This window comes from Enterobacter sp. PL_is511 (assembly GCF_055816065.1).
In genome coordinates, this window is record NZ_JBVPGP010000014.1 from 54288 (window position 1) to 74590 (window position 20303).

The window sequence follows — 20303 nt, forward strand, 5'->3', positions numbered from 1 at the left end:
ATGTTCAGTGCACCGCCTGTACAAAAAGTTTCCGTGGTCATCCCGGTTTATAACGAGCAGGAGAGCCTGCCCGAACTGATCCGCCGTACAACGGCCGCCTGCGACACGATGGGCAAGGCTTATGAAATTCTGCTGGTGGATGACGGCAGTAGCGATAATTCCGCACTGATGCTGACCGAAGCCGCGCAGGCTGAAGGCAGCCACATCGTAGCCGTGCTGCTCAACCGTAACTACGGCCAGCACTCGGCGATTATGGCGGGGTTTAGCCACGTCACGGGCGATCTGATCATCACCCTGGATGCTGACCTGCAAAACCCACCGGAAGAGATCCCGCGCCTGGTTGCCAAAGCCGATGAAGGCTATGACGTGGTCGGCACGGTACGTCAGAACCGCCAGGACAGCCTGTTCCGTAAGCTGGCGTCACGCACCATTAACCGCCTGATCCAGCGCACCACCGGTAAAGCGATGGGTGACTACGGCTGCATGCTGCGCGCCTACCGCCGCCATATTGTCGACGCCATGCTGCATTGCCATGAGCGCAGCACCTTCATTCCTATTCTGGCGAACACCTTTGCCCGCAAGGCAACGGAAATCCCGGTTCTGCACGCCGAGCGCGAGCACGGGGAATCGAAGTACAGCTTTATGCGTCTCATCAACCTGATGTATGACCTCATCACCTGCCTGACCACCACGCCGCTGCGTCTGCTGAGCGTGTTCGGCAGCATCATCGCCGTGGCCGGTTTTGCGCTGTCCGTTCTGCTGGTGGTACTGCGACTGGTCTTTGGCCCGCAGTGGGCGGCGGAAGGGGTCTTCATGCTCTTTGCCGTGCTGTTTATGTTCATCGGCGCCCAGTTTGTCGGGATGGGCCTTCTCGGTGAATACATTGGCCGTATCTATAACGATGTTCGCGCGCGTCCGCGCTACTTTATTCAACGTGTTGTCCGTCAGGAACACAAAGCATCTCAAGAGGAAATTCACCCATGAAAGCTGTTGTATTTGCCTATCACGATATGGGGTGCACGGGCACGCTGGCCCTGCTGGAAGCGGGCTATGACATTGCGGCAATCTTTACTCATCCGGACACCGCCGGAGAGAATAACTTTTTCGGCTCCGTGGCGCGCATCGCCGCCGAGCGTGGGATCCCTGTTTATGCGCCGGACGACGTAAATCACCCGCTGTGGGTGGATCGCATCCGCGCGCTCGCGCCTGACGTGATCTTCTCGTTCTACTATCGCAACCTGCTCTCCGACGAGATCTTAGGCCTGGCCGCAAAAGGCGCCTTTAATCTTCACGGCTCTCTGCTGCCGGCCTACCGTGGCCGCGCCCCGCTGAACTGGGTGCTGGTGAACGGTGAAACGGAAACGGGCGTGACGCTGCACCGCATGGTGCGCCGTGCGGATGCGGGCGCTATCGTGGCACAGCAGAAGGTCGCTATTGATGCGGACGAAACTGCGCTGCAGCTGCATCACAAGCTGAATGCGACGGCGCAGACGCTGCTGCGTGATGCACTTCCCGCCATCCTCAGCGGCACCTTCAGCGAGACCGCGCAGGATGAGAGCAAGGCAAGCAGCTTTGGTCGCCGCACGCCGGAAGATGGTCGTCTGGACTGGAACAAACCGGCCCGCCAGCTGCACAACCTGGTGCGCGCCGTGACCGACCCGTGGCCGGGCGCGTACAGCTTTGCTGGCGTTAGCAAATTTATCGTCTGGAAATCCCGCGTGCGTGACGATATTCCCGCCGCTAAACCGGGCACCGTCGTCTCTGTCTCCCCTCTGATTGTGAGCTGCGGCGACCAGGCGCTGGAGATCGTCACCGGACAAACCGACAACGGCCTGTACGTTCAGGGCACACAGCTGGCTCAGTCTCTGGGCCTGGTGACCGGGGCGCTGATCACCAGCGCACCGGTTGTAGCCATCAAACGCCGTACCCGCGTGCTTATCCTCGGCGTAAACGGCTTTATCGGTAACCACCTGACCGAGCGTCTGCTCAAAGACGATAACTACGAAATCTACGGTCTGGATATCGGCTCTGATGCGATCAGTCGTTTCCTCGACAACCCGCGTTTCCACTTCGTGGAAGGGGATATCAGCATCCATTCCGAGTGGATCGAATATCACATTAAAAAATGCGACGTGGTGCTGCCGCTGGTCGCCATTGCCACGCCAATCGAGTACACCCGTAACCCGCTTCGCGTGTTCGAGCTGGACTTCGAAGAGAACCTGAAGATCATCCGCGACTGCGTGAAATACGACAAGCGCATCATCTTCCCGTCCACCTCTGAAGTGTACGGCATGTGTACCGATAAGAACTTCGACGAAGACACCTCCAACCTGGTGGTCGGGCCGATCAACAAACAGCGCTGGATCTACTCCGTCTCCAAACAGCTGCTGGACCGCGTGATTTGGGCCTACGGTGAGAAAGAAGGTCTGCGCTTTACCCTGTTCCGTCCGTTCAACTGGATGGGGCCACGTCTGGATAACCTGAACGCGGCGCGTATCGGCAGCTCCCGTGCGATCACCCAGCTGATCCTGAACCTGGTGGAAGGCTCGCCAATTAAGCTTATCGAAGGCGGGAAACAGAAACGCTGCTTTACGGATATCAGCGACGGTATCGAAGCGCTGTTCCGCATCATCGAGAACAAAGACAACCGCTGCAACGGTGAGATCATTAACATCGGTAACCCGGACAACGAAGCGAGCATTCGCGAGCTGGCCGAGATGCTGCTGGCCAGCTTCGAGCGTCATCCGCTGCGCGATAAGTTCCCGCCGTTTGCCGGTTTCCGCGAAGTGGAAAGCAGCAGCTACTACGGTAAAGGGTATCAGGACGTTGAGCACCGTAAGCCAAGCATTCGCAATGCGAAGCGCTGCCTGAACTGGACGCCGACGGTGAAGATGGAGCTGACCATTGATGAGACGCTCGATTTCTTCCTGCGCACCGTGGAGCTGTCGGAACAGGACTCATGAAAAAAGTCGGTTTACGCATTGATGTCGACACCTTCAGGGGAACGCGTGACGGCGTACCCAAACTGCTGGAACTGCTGAGCAAGCACGGTGTGCGTTCCAGCATTTTCTTCAGCGTGGGGCCTGACAACATGGGACGCCATTTATGGCGTCTGGTTAAACCGGCATTTCTGTTCAAAATGCTGCGCTCGCGCGCAGCATCCCTCTACGGCTGGGATATTTTGCTGGCCGGCACCGCCTGGCCCGGCAGACGCATCGGCGCGGGTAATGAAGCGATTATCCGCGAGGCGGCTCAGCATCATGAGATTGGCCTGCATGCCTGGGATCACCATGCCTGGCAAGCCTGGGCTGGCGTCTGGGACATCCCGCGTCTGTCCCGTGAGGTCGAGCGTGGGATGCTGGAGCTGGAGGCCATTACCGGTCAGCCCGTGCGCTGCTCTGCCGTGGCGGGATGGCGTGCGGATCAGCGCGTCGTGAAAGCCAAAGAAGCCTTCGCGTTTCGCTACAACAGCGATTGCCGCGGAACCGGACCCTTTTTGCCGCTGTTAGGCGAAAATCGCTACGGTACGGTGCAAATTCCGGTCACGCTTCCCACCTGGGATGAAGTGGTCGGACGCGAGGTAAAGGCGGATGAGTTCAATCGCTACATTCTGGACCGCATTCATCGTGACGCCGGTACGCCGGTCTATACCATCCATGCCGAAGTGGAAGGGATTGCGTATCAGCATGATTTCGACGAACTGCTGACCATGGCCGCTCAGGAGGGCATCGAATTCTGCCCGTTGAGCGAGCTGCTGCCAGATGACCTCAGTACCCTGCCCGTGGGAAAAGTGGTCCGTAATGAACTGGCTGGCCGGGAAGGCTGGCTTGGTTATCAACAAACCGTGAGTCCGGTCCCATGAAAACAGCCCGTTATGGCTTAGCGCTTCTCGCACTGTTTATCGTTTACTACCTCATTCCTGTCGATGTCCGCCTGCTGTGGCAGCCTGATGAAACGCGCTATGCGGAAATCAGCCGCGAAATGCTGGCCTCCGGAGACTGGATTGTCCCGCATTTTCTGGGACTGCGTTACTTTGAAAAGCCGATCGCTGGCTACTGGATCAACAGTATCGGGCAGATGCTGTTCGGGCACACCAACCTCGCCGTGCGCGCCGGGTCCATCTTCTCCACCGGCTTAGCCGCGCTGCTGGTCATCTGGATGGCCTGGCGTCTCTGGCGAGATAAGCGGACAGCCATTTTCTCTGGCCTGATCTTCCTGACCCTGTTCCTGGTGTATGGCATCGGCACGTATGCGGTGCTGGATCCTATCATCACCCTGTGGCTGGTGGCGGCGATGTGCAGCTTCTGGCTGGCCTCACAGGCGCAAACTGTTGCCGGAAAAGCGGGTGGCTATGTGCTGCTCGGGCTGGCCTGCGGGATGGGGGTGATGACCAAAGGCTTCCTGGCGCTGGCGGTACCGGTGATTGGCGTGCTGCCGTGGGTGATCGCCCAGAAGCGCTGGAAAGAGGTGCTGATTTTTGGCTGGCTCGCGATCCTGAGCTGCGTGCTGATTGTTCTGCCATGGGGGCTGGCCATTGCGCAGCGTGAGCCTGACTTCTGGCGTTACTTCTTCTGGGTTGAGCATATTCAGCGTTTCGCCCAGAGCGACGCGCAGCACAAAGCCCCGTTCTGGTACTACATACCGTTCCTGATTGCGGGTAGCCTGCCGTGGCTGGCGCTGCTGCCCGGCGCGTTTCGTCTCGGCTGGAATGACCGACAAAACGCGGGTGGCGGGTTCTATCTGCTGGGATGGGTGGTGATGCCGCTGCTGTTCTTCAGCATTGCCAAAGGCAAGCTGCCGACTTACATCCTGCCGTGCTTTGCCCCGCTGGCGATCCTGATGGCGCGCTATGCCTGCCTTGCGGCGGAGAAAGGCGCCAGAGCGTTGCGCATTAACGGCGGGATTAACCTGGCGTTTGGCGTTATCGGCGTGGTGGCGGCACTGGTGGTCTCGCCGTGGGGACTGTCTAAGCATCCGGTCTGGACCTCGGTCGAACTGTATAAAGTCTTCTGCGCGGTGGTCGCGTTCCTTATCTGGGCCGCGGTAGGCTGGTTTACGTTCAGGCAGAGTCAGCAGCGCTGGTGGCTGGCGGCACTGTGCCCTGCGGGGCTGGCGCTGCTGATTGGTTTTGCCATTCCTAACCTGGTGGTGGATTCCAAACAGCCGCAGTCGCTGGTCGACACCGTGCGCGAGCCGCTTCAGGACAGCCGATTTGTTCTGGCCAATAACGTGGGCGTGGCCGCTGGCCTGGCGTGGGAGCTGAAGCGCAATGACATCACGCTGTTTGGTCAGAGCGGCGAGCTGCGTTACGGGCTGGATTATCCTGATGTGAAAGATCGTTTTGTCGGTAGAGATGACTTCGCGCAGTGGCTGGCAGAGCACCGTCAGCAGGGACGCGTATCGCTGGTTATCCTGCTGTCAAAACGCGATGACCTTTCGCGGGCTAATCTGCCAGAACCGGACAGCCTGTATATCCAGGGCCGTCTGGCCTACCTGCAGTATCTGCCGAAGTGATGACCTGGATCTGGCTGATACTGGCAAGCCTGCTCAGCTGCGCGGGACAACTGTGTCAGAAACAAGCCACCCGTCCGGTGAAAGCCGGGCGGCGTGGGGCGCATATTGCGCTGTGGCTTGGCCTGGCCCTGCTGGCGCTGGGCAGCGGGATGCTGGTCTGGTTGGTGGTGCTGCAACGCCTGCCTGTCGGCATTGCCTACCCTATGCTGAGCCTCAATTTTGTCTGGGTGACGCTGGCGGCGAAGGTATTCTGGCGTGAAAACGTCGCGTTGCATCACTGGCTGGGGGTGGGGTTGATCATCGTTGGGATTGTTATCCTGGGAGGGAGCCTGTGAAAGGAGCGTTCTGGGCCTTATGCAGCGTGCTGTTAGTCAGCGCCGCGCAGCTGTTGCTGCGAGATGCCATGCTGGCACTGCCACCGGCCAGCGATGTTCTGGCGCTGATTTCCGCGCTATGGCACTTCTCATCCGGCACGGGCGCGCTGCTGCTGGGGTTGATGGGGTATGTGGCCTCTATGGGCTGCTGGTATCTGGCGCTGCATCGTATGGCGCTCAGCAAAGCCTATGCCTTGCTGAGCCTCAGTTATATTCTGGTGTGGGGCGCCGCGATCCTGCTGCCGGGCTGGGAGGAGCATTTCTCCTGGCACGGGCTGGCGGGGGTCGGGTTTATTATTCTGGGTGTGTTAGTGATTTTTCTGCCCCGAACGTCCCAACGTGAATAATCGACTCGTTGGTCAGGGTATAAGGGGTCGATGTGCAGACGGCAAGGCTCAGCGAGCCGACCTGTAGCTGACTGACCGCGTGTGTCTGCGCAGTGCTGTCGATGCTGACAATCTGCCAGGCACTGCCGCCACGCTGTTTCACAATCGCTTCTTTCCGTGTCCAGATACGCCAGAACGCAGTAAGCCGTTCCTCGGGCGCTTCACGCTCCAGCTCATCATGCTCTGTCACGCTGAATACCGCATTAGCCAGCGCCTGCCAGTTCTTCCTTGGACGAATCACTTCGATATCACAGCCGACTTCGCCTTCATCGCTCATCAGTAAGGCGATATCGTCACCGCTGTGGCTCAGGTTGAACCACAGTGGATGCCCCTTCGCAAAGGCTGGTTTCCCCTGCTCACCGTAAATGATGTCGGGGAGCGGGTGAGGGGATAACGTTCTGGCGAGCAGCGTCCTCCCGGCCAGCCAGGAGGCATGTCGGGCACCCAGAGGTGCCCTGTCTGCGAGCGTTGACGCCAGCGGGTCCGCGCTAAGGGTGGAGATCTTTCCCAGTACAAACTGGTACATAGTTACGCCCAGCGTTTAATGATAATCGAGGTGTTGATGCCGCCAAACGCGAAGTTATTGCTCTGCAGATACTCGCAATCGATCTGGCGGGCTTCCCCCATAATATAATCTAAAGCACCGCATTGCTCATCCGGGTGCGTTAAATTGAGCGTCGGGGCAAACCAGCCTTCACGCATCATCTGCAAGCTCATCCACGCTTCCAGCGCGCCGCAGGCCCCTAACGTATGGCCAAAATAGCTCTTCAGCGAGGAAACCGGCACGTTGTCACCATAGATAGCGGCAGTGGCCTGACTTTCTGCAATATCACCGCGATCGGTGGCGGTACCGTGCGCGGAGATATACCCCATATCCAGGGCGTTTAATCCCGCCATGGCCAGCGACTGCTCCATGCAAATCTGCATGGTTTCACGCTGAGGCTGGGTGATATGGGCCGCGTCACAGTTAGTGGCAAAGCCCACGATTTCGCCGTAGATCCTGGCTCCGCGCGCTTTGGCATGCTCCAGCTCTTCGAGTATCAGGGTACCTGCGCCTTCTCCAATCACCAGACCATCCCGTTGCGTATCGAACGGTGAAGGGGTGGTTTTGGGTTCGTCGTTACGCTGGCTGGTGGCAAACAGCGTGTCAAACACCGCCGCTTCAGACGGGCACAGCTCCTCAGCGCCCCCCGCAACCATAACGGTCTGGTAGCCGTGGCGAATCGCCTCCCAGGCATAGCCAATCGCCTGGCTGCCGGACGTACAGGCGCTCGACGTCGGGATGACGCGGCCACGTAGCCCAAAGAACAGGCCGGTATTCACCGCGGTCGTGTGCGGCATCATCTGCACGTAGGTTGTCCCGGTGATGTTATTGGTGTGCTTTTCGGTGAGCATGGTCGCGAATTCGCTGACCGGTCCGGTACTGCCTGTAGAAGAACCGTAGGCGATACCGGTTTGCCCGTTGGTGAGTACCGCTTCGCCAATCAATCCCGCCTGCTCCAGCGCCAGCTCGGTGGCGCGGGTCGACATCAACGACACCCGGCCCATGGCGCGAATACGCTTGCGGGTATAGTGTTCCGGCAGCGTGAAATCATCGATCGGCGCACCCAGCAGGGTGTGCAGGCCATCATACACCTGCCATTCCGGCATTTTACGCACCGCGTTTTCATACGCCAGCAGTCTGCTGGACACGGATTGCCAGTTTTCGCCAAAGGCGGTCACGCCGCCCATGCCCGTAATCACCACGCGACGCGTCATAGCATTCCTCCGTTAATGGAAATGACCTGGCGGGTGACGTAGCCCGCAATATCTGACATCAGATAGCTTGCCAGCCCGGCGACCTCCTCAGCCTGGCCCATGCGTTTCATTGGAATGATGGACATCGCTTCTTTCAGCGCGGCCTCTTCCATCTCAATCATGCCGGTATCAATCAGCCCCGGGGCAATGCAGTTCACGGTGATTTTGCGTTTTGCCAGCTCAATCGCCAGCGCTTTGGTGGCACCGATAATGCCCGCTTTTGCCGCGCTATAGTTCACCTGCCCGCGGTTGCCCATCACGCCGGATACGGACGATAAGGTGATAATACGTCCCCCTTTACGGGTGCCAATCATCGGCATAACGCAGGGGTGAATGACGTTATAAAAACTGTCGAGATTGGTGTGGATCACGCTGTCCCAGTCGTCTTCACTCAATGCCGGAAAGGCGCCATCGCGGGTGATACCGGCGTTGCTGACCACGCCATACCATGCGCCATGGGCTTCAATGTCCTGCTCCAGCACCTCGCGGCACTGTTCGCGGTTGCCCACATCAAAGGCGAGTAAACGACCGTTGCCACCCGCCTGCGTGATGGCGTCCAGCGTCTCCTGCGCGCCTGCGGCATCACGATGGTAATGCACGCCTACGGTAAACCCGTCGGCGGCGAGCTGGCGGGCGATGGCGCGCCCTATGCCTTTGCTGGCCCCTGTGACCAGTACGGAACGACTCATGCGTTAGATCCCTGATTAAAAAGCGAGGTTAATTCTTCTGCGCTCGGCTGAAAGGTGTTGACCCGGCCCGTGGCCAGCGTCTCTTCATCAGCGGAAATCGCGCATTCAAAACTGCCGAAGCGTTCGTCCTGCATCAGCAGTTTTACGGTGATTTCCAGCGTCAGACCTTGCGTAAAACGCCCGCTGGCGCAGACCAGCTCGCGCGCGCCGAGCACCATGCCCAGCGCAATATGATCCTGCCCCTGCTGCTGGCGATGCCAGCCTGACCAGACGCCGACGGTCTGCGCCATCAGCTCAAGCGCGTACCAGCCCGGCAGATCGCCATCGGCATTCAGAAACGGCGCCAGTACACTTTGCCTGTCGACCACAACGCGGCATACCGCCGTGTCATCCGTAACGCACTCAACGGACTCGAGCAGCATCATTGGCGCATCGTGCGGCAAATAGTCGACGGGTGATAAGTAGCTCATGACGCTCTCCCCAGCAGAATGCTGGCGTTATTGCCGCCAAACGCGAACGAATTAGACAAAATGACCAGTTTTTTCAGAGCGGCACTCTGGTGCAGCAGGCCGCACGGCGCCAGCGTGTCGTCTGGTGCGTAGCGGGCGAAGTCCTGCGGCGGCAAGGGCAGATTGCGCGTCAGAATCAGCCAGCTCAGGGCCGCTTCGGTAATGCCGGCAGCGCCCAGCGTATGGCCGGTAAGGTGTTTGGTTGAGCTGCACGGCACGCTTTCCCCGAAGAGATCGTGAACGACCTGCGATTCAATCTGATCGTTGAGCGGCGTGGCCGTGCCGTGCAGGTTGATGTAGCCGATATCATCCGGCTGCATACCCGCTTCGTTAAGCGCCTGCGTGATGGCCCTGATCGCCCCTTCACCCTGCGGATGAGGAGCGGAAATATGGTAAGCATCGCTGGATTCGCCCGTCCCGAGCAGCGCCACATCGGCGGGCTCACGGCTCAGCACCATCAGCGCGGCGGCTTCACCGATGGTGATCCCCCGGCGATCGCGACCGAACGGCTCGCAGAGCGTAGGGGAGAAGGATTCAAGGCTGTTAAAACCGTTGACGGGCATTCGGCTCAGGGTATCGGCCCCGCCGACAATGGCGATATCCACCAGTCCGGCGTCGATCAGGCGTTTGCCGCCGATCATCGCCCGCGCGCTGGAAGAGCAGGCCGTCGAGATCGTATAGGCCGGACCGTCGAGCTGAAGCCAGTTGGCAAGGAAGCGGGACGGATCGCCAAGCTCCTGCTGCGGATACTGCCAGCGCGTGCTGGTCTCGCCGTCGGTCATGCGGCGCACATGCTCATCGCCTTCATCCAGCCCGGAGGTACTGGTTCCCAGCACCACGGCCACGCGGTCGCGACCGACGCGGGCGATGGCCTCGTCGACGGTCGACTGAATCTGCGCCAGCGCGGCCAGCAGCAGCTGGTTGTTGCGGGTGCGGTGTGCGGACAAGGTGTCCGGGATGGTCGGCAGCTCGCCTTCCACGCCGCCCAGTACGGCTTCGGGTGAGTCCTGCAGCCAGCCGGTCCGGGCATGCATCCCCGGTGCCACGCCTGCCGTCAGGTTCGCGGCAATCTCATCAGGCGAGTTGCCCAGCGCGTTGACCATGCCAACAGCGGAAATATAAATCATCTCAGTCACCCAGATATTGAATGGTGATGTGGTATTTGAATACGTGTTGCTCGATGCTGATCGGCTCGCGCTTGCCTTTGCGCTGCAGGTAGACAATCTCCGTCACCAGCTTGCCGCTGGCGTTGCGCAGCTCGCGTCGATCGCCATTGTCCGTTAACGTCCAGCCCTTCGGCAACTGTGGCTGCCAGGCGCTAATTGGCCAGTGGCTGAGCATCACGTCGGCCAGCACCTGGCTGGCTGGCGGCAGCTGCGGCACGACGATCGACTGTTCGGTATTAATACCGGTCTCATCGTACGTCGCGAGGAACAGACGAATGCCCACGGAAGAGAGTCCGGCCAGCGTCACCTTATGCGCATCCGCGTTGAGCATCACCAGCAGAGACTGCGATTGTCCGTTAAAGCTGCCGGTCAGCAGCTGTTGGGAGCTTACTGTCGGGCTAATGCCGGGTGGCGGGAGCGTAACTTTAGTTCCCGGCTGGAGCCAGGCCTGGGGACGCGTCTCTTTGGTATCGGTCGAATGGCTGCAGCCCGCCAGCAGCAGCGCCGCGGCCAGCGCGGCGGCGCGGTAAAAAGCGTTCATTTACGTTTTCTCTCTTTCTTATCCGGCATCGCCAGCGGTGCCAGCAGGAAGGCGGTAAAAATACCGCTCACCAGTACGATACCAAAGCTGCTGATGGCCTGGGTGGCGCTGAAGACGAGCATGCCCAGCGTCAGCAGCGTGGTCATCATCGCCAGCGTAATCGCCAGCATTGAGGTCAGCGGCGTACCGCGCGGGTTGCTGAAAAACAGCGTGTAGTTAATGCCAATGCCGAGCACCAGTACCAGCGCCAGCAGTGAAAACAGATTCACCGGATGGCCCGTTGCGGCCAGGACCGCCAGCCCGCAGCTCAGCGACAGCACGGACGGTACCAGGCTTATCAGCCCTTTACGCCAGCCGAGGCGCAGCATTGCCCCACAGGCAATCACTGCCAGTGCCGCAAACAGTAGCCCCGTCAGCAGCGTGCGATAGAGGGCAAACAGGCTGTCAAAGCTGGCTTTGCGATCGACCCAGACGACGCCGTCATGGCGCGCGGCCAGTGCACTGAGGTGCGCGCTGTTTTTCGCGCCGTCCACCGGCACCAGCACGCCGCTTTCTCCATCAGGCAGGGTCAGCCAGAGCAGACGCCAGCCTTCGCTGGCCGGGCTTTTAAGCCACGCGTCCACGCTGACCGGCATGGCGTCGAGATTCGGGGAGACGGCGTTGAGCCCGGCGCTTTGCAGCACGTTCGTTACCGCAGGGGCAGCGTCGCGCAGCAGCGTAAGATCGCTTTTCTGGCGGGCCAGCGAGTTCAGCGGCAGGGTACGCCAGCGGGCGATCTCTCCCGCTTTTTGCGCCTCGGCCAGCGCCGGGGTAAAGGCTTCCAGCCGCTCCAGCGTTTGCTGAGGCGAGGCGCCATGGACCACAAACCATTTCTGATCGACGCTCTGTCCGGTCAGGGCGGTAATGGCCTTCTCCTGCGCCAGAATATCTTTTGGCAGGGCCTGCAGTTGGGCGATGTCGTCGTCCACCCTCAGGGTGCTCATCCCCACGGCGGAGAGCAGCGCCAGCGCGACGGGTAAACCAACGGACAATTTTTTATTGCGTCGCCAGGCGGCCAGCCAGCGCATCATCGGGACCATCAGCGGAACCGGGCGCACCGGTAAACCCCGGCACAGCCACGGATGCCAGAAAATCACCGTCAGGCAGGAGGCGCTCAATCCCACGGCGGCGAACACCGCCATCTGGCGGATCCCGGGGAAGGGGGCCAGCATCATTATCAGGTAGGCGGCGACGGTCGTCAGCAGCGCCAGCAGCAGCGCATTGCGCACTTTCCCCAGGCTTTGCCAGGGGGAATGCTCCGCGCCGTGCACCATCCGTTCGGTCAGGTAGTAGAGCGTGTAGTCGGCTGAAATACCGATGATGCTCATGCTCATCACCAGCGTCATCAGGTGCAGCTCGCCAAAGAGCAGCAGCGTTACCACCGTGCCCGCCAGCGCGCCGATGGCAATCGAGAGCACGCTCAGCAGCAGCGGACGCAGAGAGCGGAACACCGCCACGATGAGCAGGAACACGCCAAGCAGGGTGGCGATGCCCAGCGTTGAGACGTCGCGTTTGGCCTGCTGGCTGGCGTAATCGCTGTAAAACACGGTTCCGCGGGAAAGCAGCTGTGCCTGCGGGTAACGGGCTTTGAGCGTCTCCTGCAGCGCGTTAAGCGTCGTCACGAGCCGGTGGGTCTGCTGCATATCAAATGACGAGCCCGCCAGTTCACCGTGAAGCAGATACCAGTAGTTTCCCGCCTCATCTTTTGTGACCAGCCAGCCGTCCATCAGCCGCAGCTTCTGGCCGTTTTGCGCCAGAGCGAGCTGCGAGCCGCGCATCAGCATCAGGGGATCGTTTTGCAGCTCTTTACCGCTGACGCCGGAAAAGGCTGAATAGAGCTGAGATAAAATCCACTGCGCCTGCGCGTTTCCGCCGTTTTGCAGGCGGGCGCGGGTGGCGGGATCGATAAGGCCGTTGCGGTGCTGCCAGAAGAACTCTCCCCAGGCTTTTTGCCCGGCGGCGTCCATCGGGCCTTTGACTTCGCTGAGCGCGTCACTGCTTTGCAGCATCGCCAGCCACTGCTGCGCCACGCGCGAATCCGGCTCTTTGCCGGGGCTAACCAGCCAGACCAGCTGGCGGTCGAGACGCTGCATAAATCCGTCGTTAAGCGCCGGCGGGATCGCCCCCAGCGTCTGTTTCGGCAGCATGGCCAGCACGCTGCTGTTCAGCCGCGCGCCGGGCAGCCGCGACAGCAGCACGCCCAGCAGGATCAGGCATAGCGTGGCCCACAGCAGCGCCGGGCGCAGGGATTTACGGTGCGGCAAAGCGTTGGCGTTCGTCATCGGTCAGGCTGGCGGGCGTCAGTTGGTGGCGTGAAAGGGCGATATCGGTACGGTCACCCTGTTTGTCGTTGAGGCGAATCGTCTCCAGATAGGTCGCGCCGCCCAGATCGAGGGTGGCGAAAATCTTGTCCAGCGGCGTCGTTTTTGGCGTGAGCACCAGCGACCAGCGGCCTGCTCCCTGGTCTTTAAAATCGATGCGGAAGTTCTCTTCAAGCACCTTGCGGTCGGCCTGGAACAGGGCCCGCAGAAGGTGGTTGAACTGGAACATCTGCGGATTATTGTCGGCAGTGATGGTCTGCGGCGGCTGGCCGTTGATCGCCTGAACCATCCGCTTGTCGTCCAGCAGGAGCGTCATCGGAAACGGCGCTTTTTGATCCCACAGCAGGCCACTGTCGCGGGCGATCAGCATCTCGCCCTGCGAGCGCAGCGGCTGCGGCATATCTTTTATCGTGCGAACCTGTTCGAAGTGCGCGCGCACGACAGGCTGCTCGGTGAAGCGCTGCTGCAGTTCATCCAGCGTCACGGCGCTGACCAGCGGGCTGACGATCAGCGCCAGCAAAGGCAACCATTTCATGGCGTCACTCCCATTCGTTCAAACAGTATTGCCGGGCTCACAAAGCACATTTCGCGGGTGGCTTCTTCTACTGCCACCTGGATGGTGTAACCGGTGGTGGTGCGTTTGCCGGTCTGCGCATCGAAAATTTGATAGGCAATGCGCAGGCGGTTTTCATACTCTTCAATGTGCGCGCGGACGCGAATACGCTGCTCAAAGGTCACCGCATCGCGGTATTTCACCCGGGTATCGACGACGGGCCAGACGTAGCCGGAGGCCTTCATCTGGCGATAGCCATAGTTAAACTGATTGAGCAGCGCCTCGCGGGCGATCTCAAAATAGCGGAAATAGTTACCGTGCCAGACCACGCCCATCAAATCGACGTCGTGGAACGGAACGGTGATCTCGACTTCAGTCGTAAAGCGGGGATCGGTCAGCACCCTTTACTCCTTCTCTCTGGACTCTGGCAGATGCCAGAAATCGAAAAAATTAAACCAGTCGAGCGGCGACATGAGGGCGTAATGCTCCAGCCGCTGCGCGTAGCGATCGACGATATCCTGCAGCGCCTGCTGGCGTTCACCGCGCGGCAGGTGCAGCGGGTCGGCAAACGGTTCGCAGTGCAGGGTGAGCTTCCCCTGCTGGCGCAGAGCGAAAATCAGCACTACCGGGCAGCGCAGGATGGAGGCCAGAATAAACGGCCCCTGTGGGAACGGCGCAGGTTGGCCCATGAACGGACTCCAGATCACGCGCCAGTCACCGCCACGCTGCGGATTCACCGCGATGCGATCGCCCACAATCGCGACCCACTCTCCGCGCTCAAGCTTCTCTTTGATGGCAATCGCGGTGTCCGGGCCGATGTCGGTAACCGACATCAAATTTACGCTGGCCTGGGGCGCCATTTCGCTCATGATTTGCTTAAAGCGCTGGGCGTTCTCGCTGAAAACCAGGGCGTTGATGGTTTTGCTCTCTTCCAGCTGAGCCAGCGCCCGGCAGGCTTCTACGTCGCCAAGGTGCGAGGCGAGCAGGAGCTTGCCCTGCGGTGCCGCGATATCTAGCGCTTCGCTCGCGCCAGGAGCAAAGACCACGTCGCGCTCAAACTTCAGCTCACCGCGCCAGCTGGCGACTTTATCCAGCATCGCGTTTCCGAAGCGCATAAAATGGAAAAAACTGTTGAGCCGTGAGGGAACAGGCATGCTCCGCTGACGCAGTTCTTGCTTCACTCTCGCAATCCACTGCCGCGAGGCCTGCCGCGCCGGACGCGCGATAAGCCAGTACACGCCGATCACCGGCCACAGCAGCACGGCAAAGGCCCGCCGCCCCAGCAGTTGCCAGACGCGCAGCATCAGGCGCATCCCCCACAGACCCTTGACTTCGTCCTGCTGCGCCCAGTGCTGGCGGCGTCGACGGAAAAGCAGGCCGGGCATGCGGGGCAGCATGCCGAAGAAGAGTCGGGTATGCATCAGGGAGATCCGCACGTTATCTTTTAACGCATCGAAGTGGGACAACCCGTCCTTCGGATAGGTGACGCGGGTGGGCAGAAAGACGCTGGTGTTGCCCTGCCAGTAGAGACGGACCATCACTTCGGTGTCAAAGTCCATGCGTTTACCGAGCGGCTCACGCGCTGCCAGCCGCAGCGTGGGCGAGACCGGGTAGACCCGAAAGCCGCACATGCTGTCTTTAAGCTGCAGGGATAAGGTCTCAATCCACACCCAGACGTGGGTTACCCAGCGACCGTAGAGTCGCGAGCGTGGAATGGAATCATCGTAAATGGGCTGGCCGGAAATCAGCGCGTCCGGGTGGCGCTCTGCCAGCGCCAGCAGTTTGGGGATATCTTCGATGGCGTGCTGGCCGTCCGCGTCCACCTGCACGGCGTGGGTATAGCCCGCGCGCGCGCACTCCTCCAGCCCCCTGATGACCGCGGCACCTTTCCCGGCGTTTTGCGCCAGACGGACCAGCGTCATCTGTGGCTCCGCCGCCGCCAGGCGTTCGAGCTCCTGACGGGTGACAGCTTCGCTGCCGTCATCCACCACCAGGCACGGCAGGCCGAACGGTGCGAGACGCGACAGCACGCTGGCGATCATGGCGCCGTGGTTGTAGCACGGGATTAGAACGCAGGGGCGAAAGATTACTGACATAGACGAATCTTTCCGCTGCTGGCGGTATGGCGCTCATCCCCGGCGTGACGCTGGTAGCTGAAGGTCAGCATCTGACGTTCGGCATGCCACTCAAGCACCAGCGTGACCGTGGTTTCCGGCAGCAGAGGCGCCTGGAACTTCACGTTTTGAATGCTGTGAAAGCGGTAGCCCGGTGCCAGTAATGTCGTGGCGTAGTGCATCACCCAGTCAAGCTGTGCAACGCCGGGCAGTAGCGGTTGTACGGCAAAATGGCCCTGAAACCAGAACAGGGCCGCGTCGAGATGCAAAATGATTTCCAGCTTCTCCGGCTGTGTCTGGTGGCGCTCAATTTCATGAATTTTCATGAAACAACTCCTCTAACTGCGCATAGACACGCTTGTTCATACTGTTTACCGGCATTTCATCGACAATACGCCAGTAGCGTGGAACGGCGACCGGCTCAAGCCACGGCAGCAGGGCGCGACGCCAGGCGAACTCCTGCGCTTTTTTATCCTGCATATACCCGCGCTGACGAACCGCTTCGTCCAGGACCAGCAGTGCACCAATCCCCTGACGGCCTCCGCGCGTGACCGGCAGTACAGCCGCTTCGCAAATGCCGTCGAGCTCCAGCAGGCGACGTTCGATCTCGTTAAGCGAGATGCGCTTTTCTTCAATTTTGACCACCCGCCCGCGACGACCGGCGATGCTGAACAGCCCCTCGCTATCGAAGTGGAGGATATCGTCCAGCTGGAGTCCTTCAGCCTCATGGATCAGTGGCGACGTGACGCGACAGGCTTCATCTTCCAGATGGAAGATCACGCCGGGGAACGCCAGCCACGGGACGTTATCCTGCTGGCGATGGCGCCAGGCAAGGATCCCGGTTTCGGTACTGCCATAAATTTCATCCGGGCAGATGTTAAGCCAGCCAGCGGTGGTGGCGACGTCACACCAGGGCAGCATTCCGCCTGCGGAAATCAGCATCCTGACGGGCGGCGCGGCCAGCTCGGTATCCAGGCGCTTCAGGAACGCCGGGCTGCTGATGAACAGGTAAAGCCTGTCATGAGGAAGGGCGGCCAGCTGTTCTGCGTAATAGAGCATCGCGGCATGCAGCGGCAGACCCAGCGCCATCGGCAATACGATGCGGAATGTCAGACCGTACAGGTGTTGCGGTACGACCGAGGCGACAACGCTGCATCCGGCCAGACGCTCGCCGAAGCGGTCAGCCAGCAGACGGGCCTCGCGATCCAGACTGACGATGTGCTTAATCACCCGGCGCGGGGTACCCGTGGAGCCGGAGGTGAACAGCTCTACGAAGCGGCTTTCGTCAATCTCCGGCAGGGGCGCCCAGTGGTTAACTGTCTGATGGTGGGAGGCCACCACAATCAGCTTCCCATGGAAAGCGAGAGTCCGATCGCTCAGAACGCCACTAAACAACGCCTGCTGTTCTTCAAGCTGTGAGACGCGGCTATGGCCGGGAATGACCGGTGTTTTACCGGCATGCAGCGAGGCCAGCAGCGCAACAATAAACAGGTAGCTATTTTCAAAGCACAGCGCCCAGCGCTCGCCTTCCTGCTGACGCAGGGTGTCGACCAGTAAGGTCACGTCGTGGCGCAGCTGGCCCAGCGTCCAGGTACGATCGTCAAGCCAGGCAACGGGCGTATCGTCAGGGCGCGGCGCGTTTAACCACTGGCCCAGTGGAAGGGGGTTAGTCATTGTGCATCTCTTTTTTTATCACCCGCTGGCGCACCAGCCACTCTGTCGCCATCAGCGTCCCCATCAGGATGTAAGCCACCATACCGTTCCACAGCGTCCACAGATGCATGTCGCCGTGGAGGACGGTGAACAGCGCCATCGCGCCGTTACCGATGAAAAAGCCGCACCAGACGAGAGTCACCCTGCGGGTATAGCGCACGCCCTCCGGGGGCAAATCTGGCTCGCGCAAGCGCGCCAGTCGCTCGACAAGTGGCATCGCGGTCCACAGCGAACCCCCGAACACGGCCAGCATCACCAGGTTGACGACCACCGGGTAGAGCAGCAGCCACTGATGGGTTTTCAGCAGATAGCTGGCCGCGCAGAGCACGATGCCCGCCAGCGCAACACACTGCACCACGTACCGCATCGGGCCGGTGTTTCGCTGCGCCTGACGCAGCCGCAGCAGCAATACCAGTGCCATCACCGGTAACAGCCATTGCAGGCTGTTGTGCGTCAGCCCAAATCCAATGAGGAAGGGCCACGCCAGCAGCATCAGCCCCGTCAGCAGTGGGATGACCGGGAACGTCCGTCCACCACGCACAATGTCTTACTCTTCGCGCAGAAGCTGTTCGACGGCGTCTACCACATCCTGAACGGTACGAACCGATTTGAAGGTTTCCGGCTTGATTTTCTTGCCCGTTTTTTTCTGCAGATGAACAATCATGTCCACCGCATCAATGCTGTCCAGCTCCAGGTCTTCGTAAAGACGGGCTTCGGGCGTAATATCCTGCGGGTCGATTTCAAAGAGCTTGGTCAAAAGGCCACAGACTTCCTGATAAATGGTTTCTTGTTCGGTCATCGTGATCACATCTCAGGCGCGTTGAGCGTTGATAAAGGACGCCAGCGTGGCGACGGAAAAGAAGTGCTGGCGCATCTCTTCGCTTTCGGCGGAAAGCACCACGCCATACTGGTTTTTCACGGCCAGCCCCAGTTCCAGCGCGTCGATAGAGTCGAGACCCAGCCCATCGCCAAACAGCGCGGCATCGGTATCAATATCCTCTGCGGTAAGCTCGTCCAGATTCAGCGTGGTGATAATGAGATTCTTAATTTCAAGATAAAGCGCTTGCATCATTAATTCCTGACAAAGATTGAAGGCCTGATGTTAATCGATGCTGTAGATGCCGGTTTAACTGCCTTGCCGCCAGCGCCGGTTCTTGTTCAGTTGCATCGTAAAATTCGTCGATGTTCACGCGGTCGCGGACATCCACGGTGAAAACAGGTTTTTCTGGCGGTACATCATACCAGTGACTTTTTTTATCCAGCAGATGTTCGCTACAGTGGATCAGCACCACCCGCAGATCGCTGTTACAGCGCACGGCGATATTTGCCGCACCGCGCTGGAGAGAGATAGCCTCGCCAAACCGGGTACGCGTGCCTTCCGGGAAGATTAAAAGCGTGTCGCCCTGAGCCAGACGCTGCTGGCTGGCTGTGAGTAGGGGCTCGGCTTCGCTGTTAATCAGATAATCCGCCGCGCGGATAACGCCGCTGACAAACGGGTTGCGCAGCAGCGCGCTCTTCACCAGACAGTCGGTTTCCGGCATCACCGACGCCAGAATCACGTAGTCAATTAACGTGGGGTGGTTAGCCACCACCAGACAACCCCGATCGCTACGCAGCGCGTCAAGATTGTGAATGCGATAGTCAAGTACTCCGAGGCTGCGAGCAACGGTCAGGAAGAAGCGGAAGCTGGCCGCAATGCTGCGACGCGCCAGGCGACGACGGCTGGCGCGGTCGCGCTGGACGATCAGCAGCAGGTTGAACCAGACCAGCGACAGCAGCAGCCCGCCCACGCCAAACAGCGCGAAGCAGAAGCCGGTCATCACCAGACGCCATAACCAGTTGATACGGGCAGCCAGGCGGTTCATGTGCGTGTCCATTGCCACAGCATACGTTCCCCGGGCACCACAAACTGCCGTGCCTCGCTGAGATAGCGTTGCAGGAACAACAGGCTTTGCGGCAGGGTGGGTTCTTCACCCGTGCTGCCGCTGCGGGTTTCACACTGCAATCCGTTGCCGGATTCAATCACCAGCGCCAGCGCGTACGGCCAGGTGGGCATCTGCGGCGGTAACGCCGGATGGTAAAATTCCGGCAACGCGCCGTCAAAATCGACCAGCAGGACGCGGGAATAGCCCGCATGCAGCAGGCTCAGCACTTCACATAAGGCCTGCTGGAAGGTGTCCAGTCCGGCTGAGATGGATGACGAGACGATGGCCTGGCGTGCGGTAATCGTGAGATTGCCCACCGCGGAATTATGCACGGACATAGCGAAATCGGTGGGGGAAACGGACTGCCCGGTCGCCAGAGCATGCAGAATACGGTAGTTGCGCTCCAGTTCGCCGTGACGGCTGGAATAGACGACGGCATCAATGGCGTGCTTTTGCAGCATGGCAAGACCAATGTCCACCGCCAGCTTACTGCCTGAATTGAGGCGGCGCGCGGTCATCATGGGTAAAGCGGTCAGCCGGGGAAGCGGGGCCGCTGGGTCAACGGCCAGCTGCAGGCGCGACCACGCCTGCCACTCTGTGGCATCGCTGAGTCCTGGCGCTCTCGCCTGCCAGTCGATAATGTTCAGTGAAAATTTCATCTA

At 60.1% G+C, this 20303-nt stretch carries 23 protein-coding genes; 6 read left to right on the forward strand and 17 right to left on the reverse strand.

All coding sequences use genetic code 11. The features are described from left to right. The 6 genes from arnC to arnF are packed head-to-tail and all read left to right on the forward strand — an operon-like array spanning position 1 to position 6235. On the forward strand, positions 1–984 hold the full coding sequence (gene arnC / locus AC0TN7_RS02215; protein ID WP_023333737.1) for an undecaprenyl-phosphate 4-deoxy-4-formamido-L-arabinose transferase: 984 nt from the start codon (positions 1–3) through the stop codon (positions 982–984). Beyond that, positions 981–2963 carry a bifunctional UDP-4-amino-4-deoxy-L-arabinose formyltransferase/UDP-glucuronic acid oxidase ArnA gene (arnA, locus tag AC0TN7_RS02220; RefSeq protein WP_157189832.1) on the forward strand — a complete coding sequence of 661 codons (1983 nt, stop codon included), beginning with the start codon at positions 981–983 and terminating at the stop codon, positions 2961–2963. Before arnC ends, arnA begins: the two co-directional genes overlap by 4 nt. Further along, on the forward strand, positions 2960–3862 hold the full coding sequence (gene arnD, locus AC0TN7_RS02225) for a 4-deoxy-4-formamido-L-arabinose-phosphoundecaprenol deformylase (RefSeq protein WP_024908858.1): 903 nt from the start codon (positions 2960–2962) through the stop codon (positions 3860–3862). The genes arnA and arnD overlap by 4 nt, the downstream gene beginning before the upstream one ends. Then, complete coding sequence (arnT, locus tag AC0TN7_RS02230) at positions 3859–5514, forward strand: lipid IV(A) 4-amino-4-deoxy-L-arabinosyltransferase (RefSeq protein WP_248166216.1); 1656 nt, start codon at positions 3859–3861, stop codon at positions 5512–5514. Before arnD ends, arnT begins: the two co-directional genes overlap by 4 nt. Then, complete coding sequence (gene arnE, locus AC0TN7_RS02235) at positions 5514–5849, forward strand: 4-amino-4-deoxy-L-arabinose-phosphoundecaprenol flippase subunit ArnE (RefSeq protein ID WP_267217673.1); 336 nt, start codon at positions 5514–5516, stop codon at positions 5847–5849. Before arnT ends, arnE begins: the two co-directional genes overlap by 1 nt. Continuing rightward, positions 5846–6235, forward strand: a complete 390-nt coding sequence (gene arnF / locus AC0TN7_RS02240) for a 4-amino-4-deoxy-L-arabinose-phosphoundecaprenol flippase subunit ArnF (RefSeq protein ID WP_267217646.1) — start codon at positions 5846–5848, stop codon at positions 6233–6235. The genes arnE and arnF overlap by 4 nt, the downstream gene beginning before the upstream one ends. On the opposite strand, the gene acpT is transcribed toward arnF, so the two are convergent. The 17 genes from acpT to AC0TN7_RS02325 are packed head-to-tail and all read right to left on the reverse strand — an operon-like array spanning position 6183 to position 20300. Next, positions 6183–6800, reverse strand: a complete 618-nt coding sequence (gene acpT, locus AC0TN7_RS02245; protein ID WP_267217647.1) for a 4'-phosphopantetheinyl transferase AcpT — start codon at positions 6798–6800, stop codon at positions 6183–6185. The two genes, arnF and acpT, sit on opposite strands and share 53 nt — an antisense overlap. 2 nt (positions 6801–6802) lie before the next feature. Continuing rightward, entirely contained in the window at positions 6803–8032 is a 1230-nt protein-coding gene (locus AC0TN7_RS02250) for a beta-ketoacyl-ACP synthase (RefSeq protein WP_248166220.1), read from the reverse strand. Beyond that, positions 8029–8760 (reverse strand): 3-ketoacyl-ACP reductase FabG2, encoded by a 732-nt coding sequence (locus AC0TN7_RS02255; protein WP_024908864.1) that lies wholly within the window; start codon positions 8758–8760, stop codon positions 8029–8031. The genes AC0TN7_RS02250 and AC0TN7_RS02255 overlap by 4 nt, the downstream gene beginning before the upstream one ends. Beyond that, complete coding sequence (locus AC0TN7_RS02260; RefSeq protein WP_032648277.1) at positions 8757–9230, reverse strand: hotdog family protein; 474 nt, start codon at positions 9228–9230, stop codon at positions 8757–8759. Before AC0TN7_RS02260 ends, AC0TN7_RS02255 begins: the two co-directional genes overlap by 4 nt. Next, positions 9227–10396 carry a beta-ketoacyl-[acyl-carrier-protein] synthase family protein gene (locus AC0TN7_RS02265; RefSeq protein ID WP_473701802.1) on the reverse strand — a complete coding sequence of 390 codons (1170 nt, stop codon included), beginning with the start codon at positions 10394–10396 and terminating at the stop codon, positions 9227–9229. The genes AC0TN7_RS02260 and AC0TN7_RS02265 overlap by 4 nt, the downstream gene beginning before the upstream one ends. Position 10397: 1 nt before the next feature. Next, the gene (locus AC0TN7_RS02270) at positions 10398–10976 is read right to left on the reverse strand and encodes a DUF3261 domain-containing protein (RefSeq protein WP_473701803.1); all 579 of its coding nucleotides are present in this window, start codon (positions 10974–10976) and stop codon (positions 10398–10400) included. After that, a complete protein-coding gene (locus AC0TN7_RS02275) occupies positions 10973–13297 on the reverse strand; it encodes an MMPL family transporter (RefSeq protein ID WP_473701804.1) in 2325 nt (774 codons plus the stop codon). Before AC0TN7_RS02275 ends, AC0TN7_RS02270 begins: the two co-directional genes overlap by 4 nt. Beyond that, positions 13266–13871 carry an outer membrane lipoprotein carrier protein LolA gene (locus AC0TN7_RS02280; protein ID WP_024908869.1) on the reverse strand — a complete coding sequence of 202 codons (606 nt, stop codon included), beginning with the start codon at positions 13869–13871 and terminating at the stop codon, positions 13266–13268. The genes AC0TN7_RS02275 and AC0TN7_RS02280 overlap by 32 nt, the downstream gene beginning before the upstream one ends. Beyond that, positions 13868–14290 carry an acyl-CoA thioesterase gene (locus AC0TN7_RS02285; protein WP_473701805.1) on the reverse strand — a complete coding sequence of 141 codons (423 nt, stop codon included), beginning with the start codon at positions 14288–14290 and terminating at the stop codon, positions 13868–13870. The genes AC0TN7_RS02280 and AC0TN7_RS02285 overlap by 4 nt, the downstream gene beginning before the upstream one ends. 3 nt (positions 14291–14293) lie before the next feature. After that, a complete protein-coding gene (locus AC0TN7_RS02290) occupies positions 14294–15985 on the reverse strand; it encodes a glycosyltransferase family 2 protein (protein WP_473701806.1) in 1692 nt (563 codons plus the stop codon). Continuing rightward, a complete protein-coding gene (locus AC0TN7_RS02295) occupies positions 15976–16329 on the reverse strand; it encodes an ApeI family dehydratase (protein WP_157189825.1) in 354 nt (117 codons plus the stop codon). Before AC0TN7_RS02295 ends, AC0TN7_RS02290 begins: the two co-directional genes overlap by 10 nt. Next, positions 16316–17677, reverse strand: a complete 1362-nt coding sequence (locus tag AC0TN7_RS02300) for an AMP-binding protein (protein ID WP_148769379.1) — start codon at positions 17675–17677, stop codon at positions 16316–16318. The genes AC0TN7_RS02295 and AC0TN7_RS02300 overlap by 14 nt, the downstream gene beginning before the upstream one ends. Further along, positions 17670–18257, reverse strand: coding sequence for a COG4648 family protein (locus AC0TN7_RS02305; RefSeq protein WP_032648291.1), 588 nt, complete (start codon positions 18255–18257; stop codon positions 17670–17672). Before AC0TN7_RS02305 ends, AC0TN7_RS02300 begins: the two co-directional genes overlap by 8 nt. Before the next feature lie 6 nt (positions 18258–18263). Further along, positions 18264–18515, reverse strand: coding sequence for an acyl carrier protein (locus AC0TN7_RS02310; protein ID WP_024908875.1), 252 nt, complete (start codon positions 18513–18515; stop codon positions 18264–18266). Between the two features lie 12 nt (positions 18516–18527). Then, complete coding sequence (locus AC0TN7_RS02315; protein WP_008503081.1) at positions 18528–18785, reverse strand: phosphopantetheine-binding protein; 258 nt, start codon at positions 18783–18785, stop codon at positions 18528–18530. Then, positions 18766–19581, reverse strand: a complete 816-nt coding sequence (locus AC0TN7_RS02320) for a lysophospholipid acyltransferase family protein (RefSeq protein WP_417928037.1) — start codon at positions 19579–19581, stop codon at positions 18766–18768. Before AC0TN7_RS02320 ends, AC0TN7_RS02315 begins: the two co-directional genes overlap by 20 nt. Then, positions 19578–20300 (reverse strand): beta-ketoacyl synthase chain length factor, encoded by a 723-nt coding sequence (locus AC0TN7_RS02325; RefSeq protein WP_417928038.1) that lies wholly within the window; start codon positions 20298–20300, stop codon positions 19578–19580. Before AC0TN7_RS02325 ends, AC0TN7_RS02320 begins: the two co-directional genes overlap by 4 nt. Positions 20301–20303 lie beyond the last annotated feature (3 nt).

Excerpts from the sequence above, each read along its gene's own strand:
- AC0TN7_RS02325 (WP_417928038.1), bottom strand. The coding sequence starts at position 20,300 with ATGAAATTTTCACTGAACATTATCGACTGGCAGGCGAGAGCGCCAGGA.
- AC0TN7_RS02315 (WP_008503081.1), bottom strand. The coding sequence starts at position 18,785 with ATGCAAGCGCTTTATCTTGAAATTAAGAATCTCATTATCACCACGCTG.
- AC0TN7_RS02250 (WP_248166220.1), bottom strand. The coding sequence starts at position 8,032 with ATGACGCGTCGCGTGGTGATTACGGGCATGGGCGGCGTGACCGCCTTT.
- arnA (WP_157189832.1), top strand. The coding sequence starts at position 981 with ATGAAAGCTGTTGTATTTGCCTATCACGATATGGGGTGCACGGGCACG.
- AC0TN7_RS02280 (WP_024908869.1), bottom strand. The coding sequence starts at position 13,871 with ATGAAATGGTTGCCTTTGCTGGCGCTGATCGTCAGCCCGCTGGTCAGC.
- AC0TN7_RS02270 (WP_473701803.1), bottom strand. The coding sequence starts at position 10,976 with ATGAACGCTTTTTACCGCGCCGCCGCGCTGGCCGCGGCGCTGCTGCTG.
- acpT (WP_267217647.1), bottom strand. The coding sequence starts at position 6,800 with ATGTACCAGTTTGTACTGGGAAAGATCTCCACCCTTAGCGCGGACCCG.
- AC0TN7_RS02255 (WP_024908864.1), bottom strand. The coding sequence starts at position 8,760 with ATGAGTCGTTCCGTACTGGTCACAGGGGCCAGCAAAGGCATAGGGCGC.
- arnE (WP_267217673.1), top strand. The coding sequence starts at position 5,514 with ATGACCTGGATCTGGCTGATACTGGCAAGCCTGCTCAGCTGCGCGGGA.
- arnD (WP_024908858.1), top strand. The coding sequence starts at position 2,960 with ATGAAAAAAGTCGGTTTACGCATTGATGTCGACACCTTCAGGGGAACG.
- arnC (WP_023333737.1), top strand. The coding sequence starts at position 1 with ATGTTCAGTGCACCGCCTGTACAAAAAGTTTCCGTGGTCATCCCGGTT.
- AC0TN7_RS02260 (WP_032648277.1), bottom strand. The coding sequence starts at position 9,230 with ATGAGCTACTTATCACCCGTCGACTATTTGCCGCACGATGCGCCAATG.
- AC0TN7_RS02290 (WP_473701806.1), bottom strand. The coding sequence starts at position 15,985 with ATGTCAGTAATCTTTCGCCCCTGCGTTCTAATCCCGTGCTACAACCAC.
- AC0TN7_RS02300 (WP_148769379.1), bottom strand. The coding sequence starts at position 17,677 with ATGACTAACCCCCTTCCACTGGGCCAGTGGTTAAACGCGCCGCGCCCT.
- AC0TN7_RS02295 (WP_157189825.1), bottom strand. The coding sequence starts at position 16,329 with ATGAAAATTCATGAAATTGAGCGCCACCAGACACAGCCGGAGAAGCTG.
- AC0TN7_RS02275 (WP_473701804.1), bottom strand. The coding sequence starts at position 13,297 with ATGACGAACGCCAACGCTTTGCCGCACCGTAAATCCCTGCGCCCGGCG.
- AC0TN7_RS02320 (WP_417928037.1), bottom strand. The coding sequence starts at position 19,581 with ATGAACCGCCTGGCTGCCCGTATCAACTGGTTATGGCGTCTGGTGATG.
- AC0TN7_RS02265 (WP_473701802.1), bottom strand. The coding sequence starts at position 10,396 with ATGATTTATATTTCCGCTGTTGGCATGGTCAACGCGCTGGGCAACTCG.
- arnT (WP_248166216.1), top strand. The coding sequence starts at position 3,859 with ATGAAAACAGCCCGTTATGGCTTAGCGCTTCTCGCACTGTTTATCGTT.
- AC0TN7_RS02310 (WP_024908875.1), bottom strand. The coding sequence starts at position 18,515 with ATGACCGAACAAGAAACCATTTATCAGGAAGTCTGTGGCCTTTTGACC.